This window comes from Pseudomonas sp. VD-NE ins (assembly GCF_031882575.1).
Taxonomy (GTDB): Bacteria; Pseudomonadota; Gammaproteobacteria; order Pseudomonadales; family Pseudomonadaceae; genus Aquipseudomonas; species Aquipseudomonas fluorescens_BZ.
This window is the reverse complement of the sequence record NZ_CP134772.1, coordinates 3,098,453-3,115,826: the sequence shown is the minus strand read 5'-3', so window position 1 is coordinate 3,115,826 and position 17,374 is coordinate 3,098,453. Positions and strand designations below refer to the sequence as shown.

15 protein-coding genes are annotated in these 17,374 nt (G+C 60.1%); 2 read left to right on the top strand and 13 right to left on the bottom strand.

Features of this window, described 5'->3' with window-relative positions:
* The first annotated feature begins 160 nt into the window (after window positions 1-160).
* Window positions 161-622, top strand: a complete 462-nt coding sequence (alaE, locus tag RMV17_RS13730) for an L-alanine exporter AlaE (RefSeq protein ID WP_311886860.1) — start codon at window positions 161-163, stop codon at window positions 620-622.
* Between the two features lie 87 nt (window positions 623-709).
* On the opposite strand, the gene RMV17_RS13725 is transcribed toward alaE, so the two are convergent.
* The 10 genes from RMV17_RS13725 to RMV17_RS13680 all read right to left on the bottom strand — a co-directional run bounded on the left by RMV17_RS13725 (window position 710) and on the right by RMV17_RS13680 (window position 12,877).
* Window positions 710-1,072, bottom strand: a complete 363-nt coding sequence (locus tag RMV17_RS13725) for a hypothetical protein (protein ID WP_311886859.1) — start codon at window positions 1,070-1,072, stop codon at window positions 710-712.
* 139 nt (window positions 1,073-1,211) lie between these two features.
* Complete coding sequence (locus RMV17_RS13720) at window positions 1,212-1,469, bottom strand: hypothetical protein (protein WP_311886858.1); 258 nt, start codon at window positions 1,467-1,469, stop codon at window positions 1,212-1,214.
* Between the two features lie 137 nt (window positions 1,470-1,606).
* The gene (locus RMV17_RS13715) at window positions 1,607-5,995 is read right to left on the bottom strand and encodes a response regulator (protein WP_311886857.1); all 4,389 of its coding nucleotides are present in this window, start codon (window positions 5,993-5,995) and stop codon (window positions 1,607-1,609) included.
* A 43-nt stretch (window positions 5,996-6,038) separates the two neighbouring features.
* Entirely contained in the window at window positions 6,039-7,196 is a 1,158-nt protein-coding gene (locus RMV17_RS13710) for a two-component system response regulator (protein WP_311886856.1), read from the bottom strand.
* Window positions 7,197-7,335: 139 nt separating this feature from the next.
* Window positions 7,336-7,824, bottom strand: a complete 489-nt coding sequence (locus RMV17_RS13705) for a DUF2867 domain-containing protein (protein ID WP_311886855.1) — start codon at window positions 7,822-7,824, stop codon at window positions 7,336-7,338.
* A gap of 186 nt (window positions 7,825-8,010) precedes the next feature.
* Window positions 8,011-9,357 (bottom strand): glutamine synthetase family protein, encoded by a 1,347-nt coding sequence (locus RMV17_RS13700; RefSeq protein ID WP_311886854.1) that lies wholly within the window; start codon window positions 9,355-9,357, stop codon window positions 8,011-8,013.
* A gap of 21 nt (window positions 9,358-9,378) precedes the next feature.
* Window positions 9,379-9,936, bottom strand: coding sequence for a helix-turn-helix domain-containing protein (locus tag RMV17_RS13695; RefSeq protein WP_007913292.1), 558 nt, complete (start codon window positions 9,934-9,936; stop codon window positions 9,379-9,381).
* 25 nt (window positions 9,937-9,961) lie between these two features.
* Window positions 9,962-11,251, bottom strand: coding sequence for an FAD-binding oxidoreductase (locus RMV17_RS13690; protein ID WP_311886853.1), 1,290 nt, complete (start codon window positions 11,249-11,251; stop codon window positions 9,962-9,964).
* A gap of 78 nt (window positions 11,252-11,329) precedes the next feature.
* Entirely contained in the window at window positions 11,330-12,448 is a 1,119-nt protein-coding gene (locus RMV17_RS13685) for an aryl-sulfate sulfotransferase (RefSeq protein ID WP_311886852.1), read from the bottom strand.
* A 60-nt stretch (window positions 12,449-12,508) separates the two neighbouring features.
* Window positions 12,509-12,877, bottom strand: coding sequence for a hypothetical protein (locus RMV17_RS13680; RefSeq protein ID WP_311886851.1), 369 nt, complete (start codon window positions 12,875-12,877; stop codon window positions 12,509-12,511).
* A gap of 47 nt (window positions 12,878-12,924) precedes the next feature.
* On the opposite strand from RMV17_RS13680, the gene RMV17_RS13675 reads away from it, so the two are divergent.
* A complete protein-coding gene (locus RMV17_RS13675; RefSeq protein ID WP_311886850.1) occupies window positions 12,925-14,028 on the top strand; it encodes a helix-turn-helix domain-containing protein in 1,104 nt (367 codons plus the stop codon).
* Between the two features lie 13 nt (window positions 14,029-14,041).
* Here RMV17_RS13675 and RMV17_RS13670 read toward each other — a convergent pair whose 3' ends face one another.
* The 3 genes from RMV17_RS13670 to RMV17_RS13660 all read right to left on the bottom strand — a co-directional run bounded on the left by RMV17_RS13670 (window position 14,042) and on the right by RMV17_RS13660 (window position 17,351).
* Window positions 14,042-15,226 carry a DUF2252 family protein gene (locus RMV17_RS13670; protein WP_311886849.1) on the bottom strand — a complete coding sequence of 395 codons (1,185 nt, stop codon included), beginning with the start codon at window positions 15,224-15,226 and terminating at the stop codon, window positions 14,042-14,044.
* A gap of 92 nt (window positions 15,227-15,318) precedes the next feature.
* Window positions 15,319-16,647: an ATP-binding protein gene (locus RMV17_RS13665; RefSeq protein WP_311886848.1), complete on the bottom strand. Its 1,329-nt coding sequence runs from the start codon at window positions 16,645-16,647 to the stop codon at window positions 15,319-15,321.
* Window positions 16,644-17,351 (bottom strand): response regulator, encoded by a 708-nt coding sequence (locus tag RMV17_RS13660; protein ID WP_311886847.1) that lies wholly within the window; start codon window positions 17,349-17,351, stop codon window positions 16,644-16,646. Before RMV17_RS13660 ends, RMV17_RS13665 begins: the two co-directional genes overlap by 4 nt.
* Window positions 17,352-17,374 lie beyond the last annotated feature (23 nt).

Genomic DNA, 17,374 nt, shown 5'->3' with positions numbered 1-17,374 from the left:
GCCTGTGCGATTGACCACAAGCTAATCATTAGGCGAGCAGGTCCGACAGCGGTTCAGATTATTTTCAGGCGGCGAAACTGTGGCGAATCTCTGCACCTCGCGGTGCTGTGGCTGTCACAGCACGATGAAGCACTGGCCTATAACTGTCAGGAGAAATAATGTGCCGCAACGCCTGCAACAGCCAACGCGTCGGACTGCATTTATCGCAGACACCACGGCGCTGATCCTGTTTTTCACCACCACCGGCATCATCAATGAACGCTTCATTGCCGGCATGACCTGGGACCAGGTTCTGCACGCGCGCCTGCTGGGCGCGGCGCTGATGATTCCAGTCGCGCGACCTTACGGTCTCTGGCGCGATTGGCTGATGACGCGCGCCGGTCAGGGTCGGGTATCAAGGTTGCTCTGGGACAGCATCGCCCTGGTCAGCTTTCAGGTGCCGATCTATGCGGCGATCATTGCCTTCAGTGGTGCATCGGGAGAAGGTCTGGTGCGCGGCACGCTGGGTGCAGCGGTGATGATGCTGATGCTGGGACGACCTTATGGGGCGTTTCTCAATGGGGTGCGGAGGCTGTTTGGCTTGCCTCCGGGTGGGGAAAAACCGATGTCGTTGAAGGGTTGAGTGGCTGGCGGAGATTTCAGGGACAGACCACATTCAGAAAAAAGTGATCTATCCTTTAATCCCGCTCTTCTGACCAGTTTCAACGGTTCAACCTCTCGCTCCGGTTTCATAGAAATGGTCAACGCAATAGGCTCTTCCCTTGAGTACACGTTGCTCGCAGTCCTTCGCCAGACAAGCAGAAGTATCCAGGCCGCCATGATTCTCGACCATGCGCAGCTTTATCAAGGATTCCATTTCAGCTGATTCCCAGCCCTCGGGCGAGTCCAGTTTGCGCGCGTACAGCGGTTGATATTTATCCCACTCATCGGTTCGCCAAAGCTGCCCACACCCGGGGCATTGCAATAGTTTGACCCAGTCCGCCGTTGCAAGGCAGCGCATTCCTGCGACAAACGCCGTGTACCTCTGACCAATCTCTACAAGTTCGCCCTTAGCGTTGCAGGTACATTGCATTTTCCTACTCCGAATCTTCTTGCTTCTACTCGTTTCAAGGTGAGGGCCTGCTTCTGGACGAAAGCAGTCGTTCGTGACGAGTGTCCATCGACCATAAGCAGTTCTTGGTGGGGGGGCTATAATTGTCTGACGCAAAGATTCAATTGGCGACGTCAGCGGGGCCCTGAATGAGTTCATAGGCCAATCCGGCCTCATAAAAGCACGTTCGCCACTCTAGAAAACCAGGACGGTCCTCGCACAGAAGGCGAACGATCTGCCCATCCTCTGCGATACAGACTTCTTCCACCAAAGCAATATCTCCCGGTGCCGCCTCCCGAGAGCTAATCCAATCAGTTAAAACTACTTTTGCTTGATCAGCGCTGATTAGTTTTATGAGATCGCCTTTAGAAAGTGCCATGTCCTTTCGCCTGGATTTTTACTGATAAGAAGTACATGAGCCTATCGGTTTTTTAAGACAAGGTCTTTTTTCGGTCCGAAGGCTTCCTTTGGGCTATTTCCGCTTCTGGCCGGCATTAGACGTTCGCGAATAGCGGTCTACTGCCCATCGCAGCCTTTCACAAGCTGCAAGGCGCGGTCAAAGTCGAACAGTTCCACCTGCGCCGCGACGAGTGTCAGACGGTCTGCCAACGCTCGATCGAGTGGCCTGTTGCGCAGTGCCGCCAGCACGTCCAAAGCCGCCGTATCACCTTCGTCCAAAAGAACAATAAGCCTGTTCATCTGCTCGCTGATTGCCGATTCGTCCAGCAGCTCATCATCCGTGGAGGCCGTTGTGTCCGCCTTAAGGTCGGCCAGAGACGCCAGGGTCGGGCGCAAGCACTGCTCGACCTGCGTCGCTAGCGCCTGCACTACCGTCGCCGGCTCGCCGTTCTGGCAGGCCTGTTCCAACAAAGCGCAAGCCTGCGCCACGGCCTTGGCGCCGAGGTTGCCGGCGGTACCGCGCAAACTGTGCGCCAGCCGCCCGGCGGCAGCAGGATCCGGATCGATTCGTGCGGCCTGGAATTGCTCGGCAAAGTTTGCCTGAGTATCGCGAAACTTGCAGAGCAGACGTAAGTAGAGATCCCGTCGCCCCATGCAGGTGGCCAGACCCGCAGCGCAGTCAATGCCCTCAAAACGATCTGGCAAGGCATCGGCAAAACCTGTGTTCAGCGGAGTTTGAGCGGCTCTTGGTTTGATCCACTTTGCCATTGTCGCGAACATCGTTTCGACATTCAGTGGCTTGGAAATATGGTCGTTCATGCCGCATTCGAGCGCACGTTCGCGGTCACCGTCCATGGCGTTGGCGGTCATGGCGATCACCGGAAGAGTGCTGAAGCGCGGTTGCTGGCGAATGTGCCGGGTGGCCGTGTAGCCATCCATCACCGGCATCTGGCAATCCATCAGCACGCCATCGAAGTCGCCATCCTCGCCGAGGATATCCAAAGCCTCTTGACCGTTCGTGGCGAGTCGCAAGCCTATTCCGACGCTCCCCAGCAGTTCGCTGGCCAGCTCCTGATTCAGCTCGTTATCTTCGACCAGAAGCAGCCGCGCGCCATTGAGACTGGCTACGGTAGTGGCATTGTGTTGGGAGCGTTCGCCAGCCCGAGTATCGCTGTGCGTGTCTCTGCCCAGCACGACACCGATGGCTTCGAGCAAAGAGGACGGCGTGACGGGTTTGGTCAGTACCACCGGCAGCTGGATGCCCTGGCGTTCGGCTTCTTCGCGGGCTTCTTCGCGGCCAAATGCCGTCACCATGATGACCGATGGCGTGCGCAGCAGACTGGCGGAATGCATTCTGCTCACGGTTTCCATGCCATCCATGCCAGGCATCCGCCAGTCCATCAAGACCAGATCGTAAGGCAAGACCTTGTGCTCGGCGTCGGCCAACATGCGCAGCGCCAGACTACCGCTCTGCGCGACATCCACTTCCAGGCCAAAGCTGCGAGCCATGCCCGAGAGAATTTCACGGGCACTGGTGTTGTCATCCACGACAAGCACGCGCATGCCCAACAGCTCGCCAGCCTTGAACATGCGACGCGGCAGAACATTTTGCTGTACGCCGAGTTGTACCTGGAAGTGGAACGTGGAGCCGACTCCCGGCTCGCTCTCGACCCAGATTCGGCCGGCCATCAGCTCCACCAGTTTCTTGGAAATAGATAATCCCAAACCGGTGCCGCCATATTTGCGGGTGATCGAAGTGTCCGCCTGACTGAACGACTGAAACAGGCGTGAACACTGCTCAACGGTCATGCCGATGCCCGTGTCGCGCACCCAGAAATGCAGCTCCACGCTGTCCGTGTGCGCCTCCACTTGTTCCAGACCGACCACGATCTCGCCGTGCTCGGTGAACTTGGCCGCGTTGTTGCCGAGGTTGATCAGCACCTGCCCCAGCCGCAAGGGATCGCCCAGCAGTGCCGTGGGCAAGTCGGGGGGGATCTGGAACAACAACTCGAGGCCCTTGTCCTCGGTCTTCAGGCCAATCATGGCAGCGAAGCTGTCGAGTACGTCTTCGAGGCGGAACGGCACCTGTTCGAGGTTCATCCGGCCGGCCTCGATCTTGGAGAAGTCGAGGATGTCGTTGATGATCCCCAGCAGGTTCTCCGCCGAGCGGTGGACCTTTTCAATGTAGTTGCGCTGGCGTTTGTCCAGTTCAGTACGCAGTGCCAAGTGGCTCATACCGATGATGGCGTTCATCGGCGTACGGATTTCATGGCTCATGTTAGCGAGGAACTCGCTCTTGGCCTGCGTGGCCTCTTCGGCTGCAGCCCTTGCCTCTGCCAGAGCGGTGACGTCGATGTTGATGCCGGTTGCGCGCAATGGCTTACCGTCAGGCGTGCGCGAGAAGCGGTTCAGCGACCGCAGCGTGCGCACCCTTCCATCGTTTTTGCGGACGATCCGGAAGTCGAACTCGACGCGGTCATTGCCACTCTGGATGGCGCTTTCGAACGCGCTGCTGACCCGTGCCACATCTTCGGGGTGCATCAGCGCCTTCCAGTGCGCCAACGTGCCACCGAATCCGCCAGGCTCAAGTCCGAACAGGGTTTCTAGCTGAGGCGTCCAATAATTTGTGCCGCTGACCAGATCGACGTCGAACAACCCGATGTCACCGGCCTCCTGTGCCAGGTTCAGACGATCGCTGGCGGTTCGCAGCCGGGCTTCCATCGCGCGGCGTTCACTCACGTCGCGCACCGAGGCACACACGCAGACACCACGTCCCTCCAGACGCGGTAGATGAGAAAGGCCGATTTCCACGGAGAACAGACTGCCGTCTTTGCGTACCCCGCTCAGATCGTCAAGATCGCCGCCCATCTGCCGGGTCCCGCCGCTGGCAATGAAGCCGTCGCGTAACCTGACATGGCGCTCGCGGGCAGCCTGCGGTACCAGACGTTCGATGCTGGCGCCAATCAGCTCGCCGGGGGCGTAGCCAAACAAGGTGTCCATTTGCGGGTTGGTCATCAGGATGCGGCCGTCGGCCCCCAGCACCAGCATGCCGTCCGGTGCTGCCTCGATGATGCCGCGATACCAGGCCTCGGTGGCCCGCAGTGCGGCCTGCTGGGCCTCAAGCTCTCTGGCCTGGTGTTCCAGTTGCAAGGTTTGCGCGCCCATTTCGTCAGCCTGGCGTCGAGTTTCCTGCAGCAGCGCCTGGGCTGCCTCGCTGCGTTCCATAATGGCCATCGCACCGGCCAGCCTGGGCAGGACTTCTTGCAAGAGCAACACCTCGTTCTCCTCCAGCGAGCGAAAGCCTGCCATTTCCACAACCCCGAGCAGGCGCTCGCCACGCAGCACCGGCTGCACCATCAGGTGGCTGGCGGCAGCTGCGCCCAACTGCGCGCGCACATGCCAGAACGATTCGGGCAGATCCTCAAGCTGACGGGGCTGGCGATCCAGTGCGCACTGGCCAAGCAATCCCTCACCGAGTTCAAGCTCGGCGGGCAACGGGTGCTCACTGTCCACCGCATAACCGCCGACCAGTCTCAGGCGTGATGCGCCTTCATAGAGCACGTAAAGCGCCCCCTGGCACATGCCCAAACGGGGCGCGATGCGGCTGAAAAAAGCCTGGGCCAATTGTTGCGGCGTCTCGGCCTGTTGCAGATCGACTTGCAGGAGCGAGGCGTGAGCTTTCACCCAACGCTGGCGTTCAAGTTGACAAGCCTCCACCTGCAGCGTGGCAATGGCGCGCGCCAGATCACCGGTTTCATTGCGCAGGTCGGTGTGCGGGATCTGGCCGTCCAGCTTGCCCGACGCCAATTCATCCACGGCCACGCGTACGCGATTCAACGGCACGCGAATGGAATAACTGACCAGCCAGGTCAACAGCAAAGCCAGCGTCGAACCGCCCAGCAGCAAGATGTACGTGATCGTAGTACTACGCTCTGCGTACTCAGCCAGGTTCTTCGCTGTATCGTGGATGTCGGTTTCCTTGTTTTTCTCGATCTGCGTAAGCAGCCCGTCGCCGCCCTGCTCCAGCGCAAGAAAATCCTTACTGTTGAGCAACATCAAGGCCTGCCCCAGGGAACCCTTGCCGGCCAGTTCCAGTGCCTCATCACCATTTTTCTGCAGACGCTGTAATAACACCTCGAATTCCAGCAGGCTGCTGATGCTGCTCTGTCGGCGCAGTGTTGGACGTACCTGCTCCAGCGCTTCATGGAGTCGCGCCTGGGCGACATCCATCTGGGCTCTGGCGCTGATACGGATGTCCGCGTTGTTGGTTGCGATTGCACGTTGCATGGCGAGCAACAGATGCGGCAACTGCACCCGGACTTCCTGCACATGCTGGATACCCACCAGATCCTGTTGGTACAACTGCTGCATTTCATTTTTGAGCGAATACTGGGTGCGCAGGCTTTGCACGCCCAATATCAGGATCAATATCAGCAGCGCAGCGAAGCCGATGATCAATTTACTGCGCAAGGACAGGCGCTCGAGCATCTCGAACAGTCTGTTCATAAACGGCCTCTTTCAACTGGATGTGCTAACTGATGCGCGGGACTCAGGGACGGTCGGCAATCTGCTCAAGCAGGGCTAACTGCCTGGCCATGTCCTGGTCGCTGTCGGCGAATCGTTCGGCAATTTCGCGGAACTGCTCGGCATTGGCCAGAAACGCGTCACAAATATCCGGATCAAAATGCGAGCCGCGGCCTTCGCGGATGATCTTCACCGCCTGTTCGTGGGGCATGCCGGGCTTATACACGCGGCGACTGATCAGGGCATCGTAGACATCCGCCACGGCCATCAATCGGGCGCTGATCGGGATGTCATCGGTGGCCACGCCTTGCGGATAGCCACTGCCATCCCATTTTTCTTGATGGCCGTAGGCAATTTCTTTGGCCAGATGAAGGAAGTCGACGTTTATTCCCAACTGATCCTCGGCGTGCTGGATGGCGTCGCGGCCCAATGTGGTGTGGGTCTTCATGATCTCGAACTCTTCGGGGGTGAGTCGTCCCGGTTTGAGCAGGATGCAATCAGGAATGCCAATCTTGCCGATATCGTGCAGCGGCGCCGATTTGAAGAGCAGCTTGATGGTGTCCTCGTCGAGGAAGTCCCGGAAGCGCGGGTGATTGCGCAACAGTTCAGCCAGGCGCTTGATGTAGTGCTGGGTGCGACGAATGTGGTTGCCGGTTTCGTTGTCACGGGTTTCGGCCAGCGAAGCCATGGCGTGGATCGTGACATCCTGGATGGCGATGACCTCGCGAGTACGGCGTTGCACTTCCTGCTCCAGAAAATCGTTCTGATTGCGCAGGAAATCGGCAACGGCCTTGAGCTTGATCTGAGTCTCGACCCTGGCCATGAGCACCGGCGGGATGATCGGTTTGGTGATGTAATCCGCAGCGCCCAGGCTCAAGCCGCGAATCTCGTCCTCCGAAGCGGTCATCGAGGTCAGGAAAATGATCGGAATATGGCGAATGCGAGCGTCAAGCTTGAGCTGCTCGGCAACCTCATAACCGGACAGGCCCGGCATCATGATGTCCAGCAGAATCAGGTCGGGAAGCGGGTCGGCCTGTAGAAGGCGCAGGGCTTTTTCGCCGCTGTTGGCGGCTTTGACCCGATATTTGTCCTTGAGCAACTCGGCGATCAGCATCAGGTTATCGGGGGTATCGTCGACTACCAGAACGGTCGCTGATGGGTAAACGCCGTGAGTGCTATCCATGGTTGTTGGCTCCCTTGCCAGACAATTAAGGAGTCGGCGTGCTTGCACCAATCTCTTGCTGGCAAGCGTAGCTAGAAAAGCTGCAATCGCTAGGTGGAGACTGGTCGATAGCGGCCCTTCTCGACGCTGGCGTCGACAATCACGTTTCGGCGGCGCCTGTCTCGCGTTTCAGACGCTCGAGGTCCCTATTGACCAGTAACTTATGGACCAGGCCCACCGGCAACATGTAGAGGCGCCCAAAGACGTTATGCGTTACGACAGACGATGTGATTGTGAACACATGATCTGTTATCGAAAGGCAAATCATGACATCCAGATGTCGGTCTCTTACGCTCAGAACGAGCAGGTCGGGGGCACTATGCTCCACCAGAAAAAAATCCAGCTTTTCGCCAGCCTGTATTGCCTCTCGACGGGCGCCAGAGAAACCGCCGATGCGCTTCACGCCGAATAACGAGGAAATCGCATCCCTCGTTCGAAACGCCAGTCGCATGACCAGTCCCGGCTTGGCCCGCATGAAGTTCCAGGCATCAAGAGTGGTTATTTCAACAGGCAGCAGCACCGATCTGCTGTGGTAGTAATCAAGATCGGGCAATGCACTCAGGGTGTGAGCAGGTGATGGGGTGGTCATACGTGATTCCTTTCAATGGGCCGATTTGTTACTCGACATCACTTTCCTTGCGTCTCTGCGCAACGACTGTGGAGATACGCCCGGTTTTCGATCACGCATCATTGAGTGACCTTCGATTTCCACGCCAGCAGACGTGCAATGCGCTCAAAAGCGGCCATTTAAGGCGCGCTCTGGACAAGCACCGGGTCACAAATACCAACGATACTCCCGCGCCCCAATCTCCTGCATGAATGCCAAATGATCCTGGCGTTTATTCTCGCAATACACATCGACAAACTCAGCGCCCAACCCTTCACGCAATTGCGGCTGATGCTGCATCGCGCGCACGGCCTCGAACATCTCCTTGGGGAAATCAATCCCGCTGCTGCGATCTTCATTCAGCGGCGCAATGGGTTCTTTGCCCGACTCCAGCCCGTGTTCAAGCCCCACCAGAATCGCCGCCAGCACCAGATACGGATTGGCATCCGCGCCCGCCAAGCGATATTCAACCCGCAGGTTCTTCACGTCGGATTCGGGAATCCGCAGGCACGCATCACGATCCTCAAAGCCCCAACTGGCTTTGGTCGCGGTGTTCACCGTACCGCCCAAGCGGCGCATCGAGTTTTGGTTCGGCGCGAAGATCGGCATGCTGTGCGGTAACAATTCCAGGCAACCGGCGACCGCGTGGCGCAACGCCTGTTGCTGATTCGCGGCCAGCAGATTATTGCCCGCCGAATCGTAGAGGCTGACATGCACATGCATGCCACTGCCCGGATGCTGCAAGTACGGCTTGGCCATGAAGCTGGCGCGGTAGCCGTGTTTAAGCGCAACGCCGCGCGTGCTGCGGCAGAACAACGCGGCCCAATCCGCCGCACGCAAGCCGTCGTCGAGATGGCCGAAGTTGATTTCAAACTGGCCGGGGCCGAGTTCAGCGGTGATCACGGTGGCGTCGATGCCCTGCGCCCGCGTCGCTTCGACCATTTCATCCAGCACCGGAGCGAAGCGTGAGAGACGCTCGATGTGCAGGTTCGGTTGATCATCGGCGTCGTCAGTCAGGTCGTCGCGGGGGAATTGCGGCAAGCCATCGCGCAGCTTTTTGTCGAACAGATAGAACTCCAGCTCGAACGCCACCACCGGGTGAATGCCTTTGCGCGCCAGGCGCTTGAGCACTTGCGCGAGGACTTCACGGGGTTCGAATTCGATGGGTTTCTCTGTGCCGTCCGACGTGATCAGCATCTGCCCCAGCGGCTGCGCTTCCCACGTCACCGGCTTCAGTGTGCCCGGCACGAGGCGGCGCACGGCGTCCGGGTCGCCATCGTTGAAGCAGTAATCGCCGATCGGAAACAAACCACCCTGCACGCCCAGCAATACGCAGTTCTGCGGTAGTTTCAGGACGCTGCCGGCGGCGACTTTTTCGAGCATGTCGACCGGATAGCGTTTGCCGTAAAAGTGCCCCGGAATGTCCAGGGAAATCAGGTCGACATAACGCACCTCGGGGTAGCGTTGGCGAAAGGCACGCACTTCGGCGAGCAGGTCAGCGCAGACAGCGTCCATCGTGTTCATCCTTTGTTGTGATCAGGTGTAGACCCAGAGCACGCGAGTCAGCTGCTCGGTGAGGTTGCCGTAGCGGCAGCGGGTATGACTGTCGAATTGGAAGCTGTCGCCGGCCTTCAACGTGGTCGGTTCTTCGTCGTCGCCCAACCACAGCGTCAATTCGCCTTCGAGAACGTAACCGCCCTGCTCCGAGCTGTCGGTCAGATGGCGGTCGCCGCTGCTGGCACCGGCTTCGAGATGACTTTCGAGCATCGAGAACGAGGCGCGGATCTGCGGCGACACCAGAATGTCGGTGATGCCATTGGCGTAATACAGCGTGCGGCGCTCGTCCGGGCGCGTCACCCACGGCAGCTCTTTAGGCTTGGGCAGGCTGTAGAAATAGGTGGTCGGCACGCCGAAGGTTTCGCTGATTGCGGTCAGGTCCGCCACGGTGGGCCGCGACAAGCCGCGCTCGACCTGCGACAGGAAGCCCACCGAGCGACCGATCTTGTCGGCCAGTTCCTTGAGGGTCCATTTCTTGTGCTTGCGCAGGTCGTGGATGAGGATCGCCAGCGCGGCGATTTCTTCTTGCTTGTTCATGGTCGCGATTCCGAAAAAAGTCTCATCAAATGCTGTCGCGCAGTCGATACCAGGCCTTGCCGATGGCTTCCAGCGGCGCCGCGAAATGTTTGCCGCCGGGGAAACGGCCATTGCTCAAGCCCTGATACAGCGCCAGTTCATCCGCGTCGCCAAGAATCGCATCGGACACCGCGCGCGCGGCGGCCAATGTCGGCAGAACGCCGTGGCCCGAGTAGCCTTGCAGCCAATAACGGTTGCCCTCGCCGCCAACGTCCGGCGTGCGCTTGATCGTCAGGTCGATGTGCCCGCCCCAAGCAAACTCGATACCGACGCCCTTGAGCTGCGGGAATACCCGCTCAAGAAACGGCCGCGTCGCTGCCGCAATGTCCTTGGGCATACCGCCCAGATAGGTGCAGCCGCCACCGAACAACAAACGGTTGTCCGGCGTCCGCCGGAAATAATCGAGGACGAATTGGTTGTCGGTCACGCAGACATTGCGTGGCAACAGTGCGCTGGCCTGCTCAGGCGTCAGTGGTGCGGTGGCGACCTGGTAAGTGCCCACCGGCAGAATGCAGCTGGACAGTTGCGGGTCGAGTTCATCGAGATAAGCGTTGCACGCCAGCACCAGCACATCGGCGCGCACCGAACCGTGCTCGGTGTTGACCCGGAAACCACCGCCCTGCTCCTGATAACTCAGCGCCTTGCTTTGTTCATGAATACGCCCGCCGGCTTGCTCGATGGCGGCCGCCAGGCCCAAGGCCAGTTTCAGAGGATTGAGGTGCGCGCCCTCAGGGTCGTAAAGCCCGGCCTGATAGCGATCGGTGGCTACCCATTCCGGCAGTTGTTCACGAGGAATGAACTGCAACACATCGTGGCCCCACTTGTGGCTGGCCTCATGCTGCCATTCGCTGAGCAGACTGACCCGGCGCGGCATCACCGAGGTCCACAAATGCCCGGGCCGATAGTCGCAATCGAAACCATGCCGCCCAGGCAACTCGCGTAATTCCCCAGCCGCCCAACGCATGCCGTCCCACAAGCGTTTCGCCCGCTCCTGACCGAGCGCAGCTTCCAGCGGCGGCATATCGCACGACCAGCCGAGAATCGCCTGCCCGCCATTACGCCCGGAGGCCGCCCACGCCACACGACTGGCCTCCAGCATGATCACGCGTTTGCCCGCCAAGGCCAGACGCAACGCCGTGTGCAGACCACTGAAACCGGCGCCGATGATCACCACGTCGGTGTCATGTTCACCTTCCAGCGCCGGCCGATCACGCAGAATATCGGCGCAACTGTGGGCGTAATAGCTGTCGACGTGCTGGCTGGATTGCTGAAACATTCGCGACCTCATGAAATTATCTTTTTATAATTTCATGAAAATCTACAGAATAAATTTCACGACAGCAAGCCAGGGTCCTCAGTCACGCAGCCATGGCAGGTCTGCGCGCTGATAACGGTGAGCACGGAATATCGCGTTGTTTTCCCCCGGCAAATATCGTCGCGAGGCCGCATCGGGGTACGTGGCGAAGTGCGGATTGACGTACTCCCAGACCACTTCGCCAGTTGGAGTAACCTCAAACAACCGGCCGAAGTTGGCCTCGGTGATCAGTGTATTGCCGTTGTGCAAACGCTGCGCGCCGCCCATGAACGGGGTGAAAAACGCATACCCCGGGGTGTCGGCGTATTGCCATTCGATGCGTTGTGTCGACGGGTTGATTTCGAGAATGCGCGAGTGCGGCATGCTCACGTGCGGGCGGAAGATGCCGTTGTCGAACACCAGCACGTTGCCGTTTTCCAGTTCACTCGGGCAATGCTGTTGCGCGACCAGATCGTGGCCCAATCGCCACAACACTTCACCACTGCCGCGCTGCACGGCAATCACCGAAGAAACACTGCGCATGCTGAGGATCACTTTACCGTCGCGACCCGGCGTGACCGCGTTGGTCATTGGCCAGTGGTGGCGTTCAAAGCATTTGTGCAGCGGATAGTCTTCAGGTCGCAGATGTTCCCAACTGCGCCATTCCCACACCACGTTGCCCTGACGATCGACCTCCTTGACCACGTCGGCATAAATCACCCCGCCCGGCGCCTCGCTGCCGGGAATGCCACCGACCACACGCCGGGCCAAATCGGCACTCAACGGCTCGGCGGTGGTGTAAAGCAGATTACCGTTGTCCAGCCATTGCGCGTCGTGGTGGTGAAGCAGATCGGTGTGTTCCCAGACCACTTCGCCTTGCGGCGTGACTTCGCTGAATGCGCCGCCATGCCACACCGACCAGCCCGGAAACAGGTCAGGTGAATCCGGATGGTTGCCGTTGTAGCCGAGGTTGCCGTTGCGCAGGATCACGGCGTCGCGGCCGGGGCGCTGAGGCAGTTTCCAGCGATGAACGACCTCGCCATCAAGGTCGATGAGGAACACATTGCCATCCGCCGTTTGTGGCGCGAACAGCGTGTAGCCGCCAGCACTGCGGGCATGATCGACAGCGATCAGGCCGGTTTTGCGGCGCTTGAGTGTGGTGGTTTCAAGGTTGGGCATGGCTTTTCTCCGGGCGAGTGAGCCCCCGCCGCGAGCAACGCGGCAAGGTGAACTGAAGGGTTATGGATGGCTTGGCAGTAAAGGGTTGAAGCGATCGTCGAAGATCTGCCCGACCTGCAGTGGTCGCGGAATCAGACGTTCGCTGGCAAACAGGTCGGCCAGATGCTGTTGCGAGGCGATGACCGAGGATTCGATCGGCACATAACGATGAGCTTGATGCGCGAGCATTTCTTGCACCAGCGCATAGGCAAGGTGTTGATCTTCACCGGCGGCATGCAGCAATGCCTGGGTCAAACCGCTTTGATCGCCGAGTTTCAACGGTTCGGCAGTGGCCGACAGCGGCTGGCTGAGCAGCAACGCAACGCCGCACAGCAGCGCTTTTAGAGGGTGTGCCAGCAGACGCTTGGCAGCTGGAAGTTTTACCGGCATTGTCGTGCGCTCATTTGTGCGTTGATTTCAGTATGTCGAGGCCCGCCGTGTCGCTCCATGCCAAACACCCCTCCTTTGCTGCCATGACGGACGCCGCGCCGCTGCCTGTGCGCACCGTCGTGGTGTTGGCGTTCGATGACTTGCTGTTGCTCAATGCGGCCGGCCCGCTTGAGGTGTTTGCGGCCATACCGCGCGTGCTGGCTGCGCCCTACAGCGCAAGTCCGCCGTACCGCTTGTTGGTGGCATCGCCGCGTGGCGGTCAGGTGATGTCCATTTCCGGCATCAGCGTGACCACCTGTTCGCTGGAACAGATCGATGCCATGGCCCCGGTGATCGACACGCTGATCGTCGCCGGCGGGCCGGGCATGGCTGCGCTTGAAGCTGACGAAGCCGCGTGCGCTTGGCTACGCCGCCGCTCGGTTGACATCCGTCGGCTGTGCTCGATCGGTACGGGTTCGTTTGCTTTGGCCGCAGCGGGCCTGCTCGATGGCCGCGAAGTGGTGACGCACTGGAAATTTGCAGCGCAACTGCAGGCGCGCTACCCGGCGGTACGCTGCCAGACCGATGCGCTGTATCTGCACGATGGCAACCTCTGGACCTGCGGCGGCGCCACCGCCGGTATCGATCTGGCCCTTGGTCTGGTTGAACAAGACCTCGGTGCCCACGCGGCGCTGGCCCTGGCGCGGTACTTCACGGTATTTATGTGGCGTGATGCCGAACAGCCGCAGCTCAGTGCCTCGCTCAATGCTCAATCCAAGGCCCTGCGCACCGACCCGGACGCGCGTCTGGCGCGGCTGCACGCCTGGATTGCGGCGAACCTGAACGGAGACTTGCGCGTCGAGCGGCTGGCCGAACAATTCGGCATGAGCCCGCGGCATTTTGCCCGCGCCTATGTCGCTGCCACCGGAGAAACCCCGGCGCAAGCGGTGGAGAACCTGCGTCTGGAGACGGCGACTCGATTACTCAAGACTACCCGAGAGCCGATCAAGCGCATCGCCGAAACAGCCGGTTTTGGCCGTGAGGAGCGTATGCGCCGGGCCTTCCAGAAGCATTTGGGCATCAGCCCCCACGGCTACCGCAGTGAAATGAAAGCCGCTGCAACGGGAGCGGCGCAGCCGTTGGGCATTGCACTCGCCGGGCTGGCCCAATAATTCGCGCCGTGGATCAATGCTGCAGCGCATAGCGTCGGCAATGTTCCAGATAGCCTTTTTCATGATTGCCAACCAATTGCACGACACTGGTCCACAGCCACGATGGCGCATCCAGACGTTTCGAGCGGCAGGTTTGCAAATCCGCCATCCACTCGGACCGGGTGGCCAGGTCCATTTGCCGGGCATGCGCCACGCCGACAACCCGCGCCAGATAGCCGGCCGCGAGCATCGCATCGCGCTGACTCAACTGATCCAGTTCCAGCTTCATGTCCTGCGGCAACAGTTCACGGACGAAAAAACCATGGTCGAGCATGCGTGTCGCCAGCATCCGATTGCCCAACCCGGGTGAAAGAAACCGCGCGCCTTCGACCACGCGCTTGCCATTGTCGCGGGGCATCGACGCTCGGGCGGCGCGAGGCGCGGCGGCACCGACAGCTTCCTTGATATCGAGCAGGCAATATTCTTCGTCATCGCCTTTGCCCACGCCCAGCAGCACCGCATAACGCTTCAACCCCAATGAGCTGCAGCCCTTTACCCAATACGCCGAGTCGAGCATTTTCACCCGATCATCCTTGGAGCGGCCCTTCAAGGACGTCACCAGCGTATGGATTTCGGGGGTGGCGCAGAGAGCTTTCAGCGCCGCGCGTTCATCGCGTGAAAGCGTCCAGAACTGTTTGCCCAACGGAATGGTTGGCTTGGTGTTCTCGATCCGCTCTTCGGCCAAATGCTTCCAGGTGCGCTGCACGGCACTGCGCATGCCGGCTTTGACTTGCGCCGGCCGCGGCGGATCTTCATCAAGATCACCGACAAAGGCTTGCTCGTAGCCGCGCATCATTTCTTCCAGCATGCGTGCGGTCGCGACGCCCGGCAGGTCTGAGCCGCGCGCTGCCGTTGCGAGTGACAGCGCCAGGCGCACCAGATCATGCGCCGGGTTGCCGATCACGGTCTGGTCAAGGTCACGGATATGAATATCGATCTGCCCTTTGAGGTCGCCAGTCGGGCCCAGATTGCCGGCATGGCAATCGCCGCAGATCCACACCGCCGGGCCTTTGGGCAGGCTGCGTCCCGGCTGGCTGTGCAGCCATTCGTAAAACTGCACAGTGCTGCCGCGCACATAGGCGTGCGCGGATCGGGCCATTTTCAGATTGCGCAGTTGCGACAGCGGTTCAAGTCGGGCGGAAGGAAGCGGGGTTTTCATGGACACTTCTTATGCGGGATGTGAGCTGTTGACCGCCCACGTCGCCCGAATGTTTCAAAGTGTTTCAGAGAAATGCGTACAAGCTGTCCGCCTTAGAGTGGCAGTTCGACGCGCGCCAACAACCCTCCATCGTGGCGGTTGCTCAGCGTCAACTCGCCGCCCTGCTCGCGCACAATCGCCCGCGCCGCCGAAAGCCCGAGTCCCACACCGCCGGTATCACGATTGCGCGAAGCCTCCAGGCGAAAGAACGGATCGAACACCTGCTCCAACGCCGACTCGGGAATACCGGGGCCTTCGTCGCTGACTTCGATGTAGATCGAATACTCGTCACGCCGCAACGCAATGCCCGGACACTGCGCATACTTCAGCGCATTCTCCAGCAAATTGACGATCACCCGTTTGATCCCCAGTGGTCGACCTTCGTACACCAGGTGCGCCGGGCCTTCGAAGTCGACGTGCAGGTGTTGATCACGGTAATCGTCAACGATGGTCTGCAACAGTTCCGACAGATCGAACGCGGTGGTCTGCTCGCGGTGCGTGTCTTCGCGGAAGAACGCCAGCGCGGCGTTGATCATCGACTGCATCTCTTCAACGTCGCGAATCAGTTTGCCCTGATGATCGAGGTCTTCCATGAACTCACTGCGCAAGCGCATGCGTGTCAGCGGCGCACGTAAATCGTGGGAGATCGACGCGAGCATGTGCGTACGCTCGGCGATGAAGTGCTGGATCTGCGCCTGCATGGTGTTGAAGGCGATGATCGCCTGGCGGATTTCGTCGGGGCCTTCGAGCTTGATCGGCGGTGCGCGTAGATCGGTGCCGAATCGTCTGGCGGCGCGGGCGAAGCGCTGCAAGGGGTTGGCCAGTTGCCGGGTGGCGACCCAGGCGACGAGCAATGTAGCGATCAGTCCCAAGGCGATGACGATCGCGATACGCACGCCAAATTCCAGGCCCCAGCTGCGCTCCGGCGGGATAAATGATAACCAGCTGCCATCGACCAATTGCACGACGGCGGCGTAATGCGCCTGGGGACTGCCTTTCGGCCAGTCGCCCGGGCTGAACACCTCGATTTTTCGATCGTTGCCCAGCAGTTGCTGCAGCACCGGCACCCGGCTCGCTGGCAGGCGAAGGCCGTCATTGGGCAGATCGAAGTCGGCGCGCTGTGCTTTCCACGACACTTGCAGCATGGCGCTGCTCGCCGCTGCGGCCAGTTGCGGGCGCAAGTTGGCCGGGGCGGCTTCGATCACTCGCGAGGTCGCGGCAATCTGCTCGAGCAGGCCGGTGCGTTCAATCGGCGGCCGTGCCCAGATCCCGGCAACTTGCACGAACAGCGCATTCAACGCCAGCGAAGCGACCATCGCGGCAATGATGGTCAGGGCAATGCGCCGGCTCAGGGTGTCGCCGCGCAACAAACGGCGGATCACGTGCGGCTGACCTTGGCGGTGAACAGATAACCGCCGTTGCGCACCGTACGAATCAGGTCCGGACGCTTGCTGTCGGGTTCGATCTTGCGCCGCAGGCGGCTGACTTGCACATCGATGCTGCGGTCGAAGGCGTCATGGCCATGGCCGTGGGTCAAGTCGATCAACTGTTCGCGGGTAAGAATGCGCTGCGGATGATCGAGGAACACCACGAGTAAATCGAACTCGCCGCCGGACAGCGGAATCATCACGTTTTCCGGCGAGCGCAATTCGCGACAGGTGATGTCCAGATGCCAACCGGCGAACGCTATCACCGGGCGCGAAGGCTCGACCGGGCTGCGCTGTTCAGCGGCGCGACGCTGCAAGGCACGTACGCGAGCAAGCAGTTCCTGCGGGGCGAACGGCTTGGTCAGGTAGTCGTCCGCACCCAGTTCCAGCCCGACGATGCGATCACTCAACTCCGCCATGGCCGTGAGCATGATGATCGGAATGCCCAGCTGCGCGCGCACCTTCTGGCACAGGCTCAGGCCGCTTTCGCCGGGCATCATCAGATCAAGAATGATCGTGTCCGGACGGTTCTGCGCGATTGCCGCCCACATGGCTTCGCCGTGGGACGCCACGTCGACTTCATAGGCGTGCTGCACGAAGAACTTCTTCAGCAGCGCGAGGATTTCCACGTCGTCGTCGACGAACAGCAGTCTGCTCACAGTTACAGATCCATGCGGCGAAA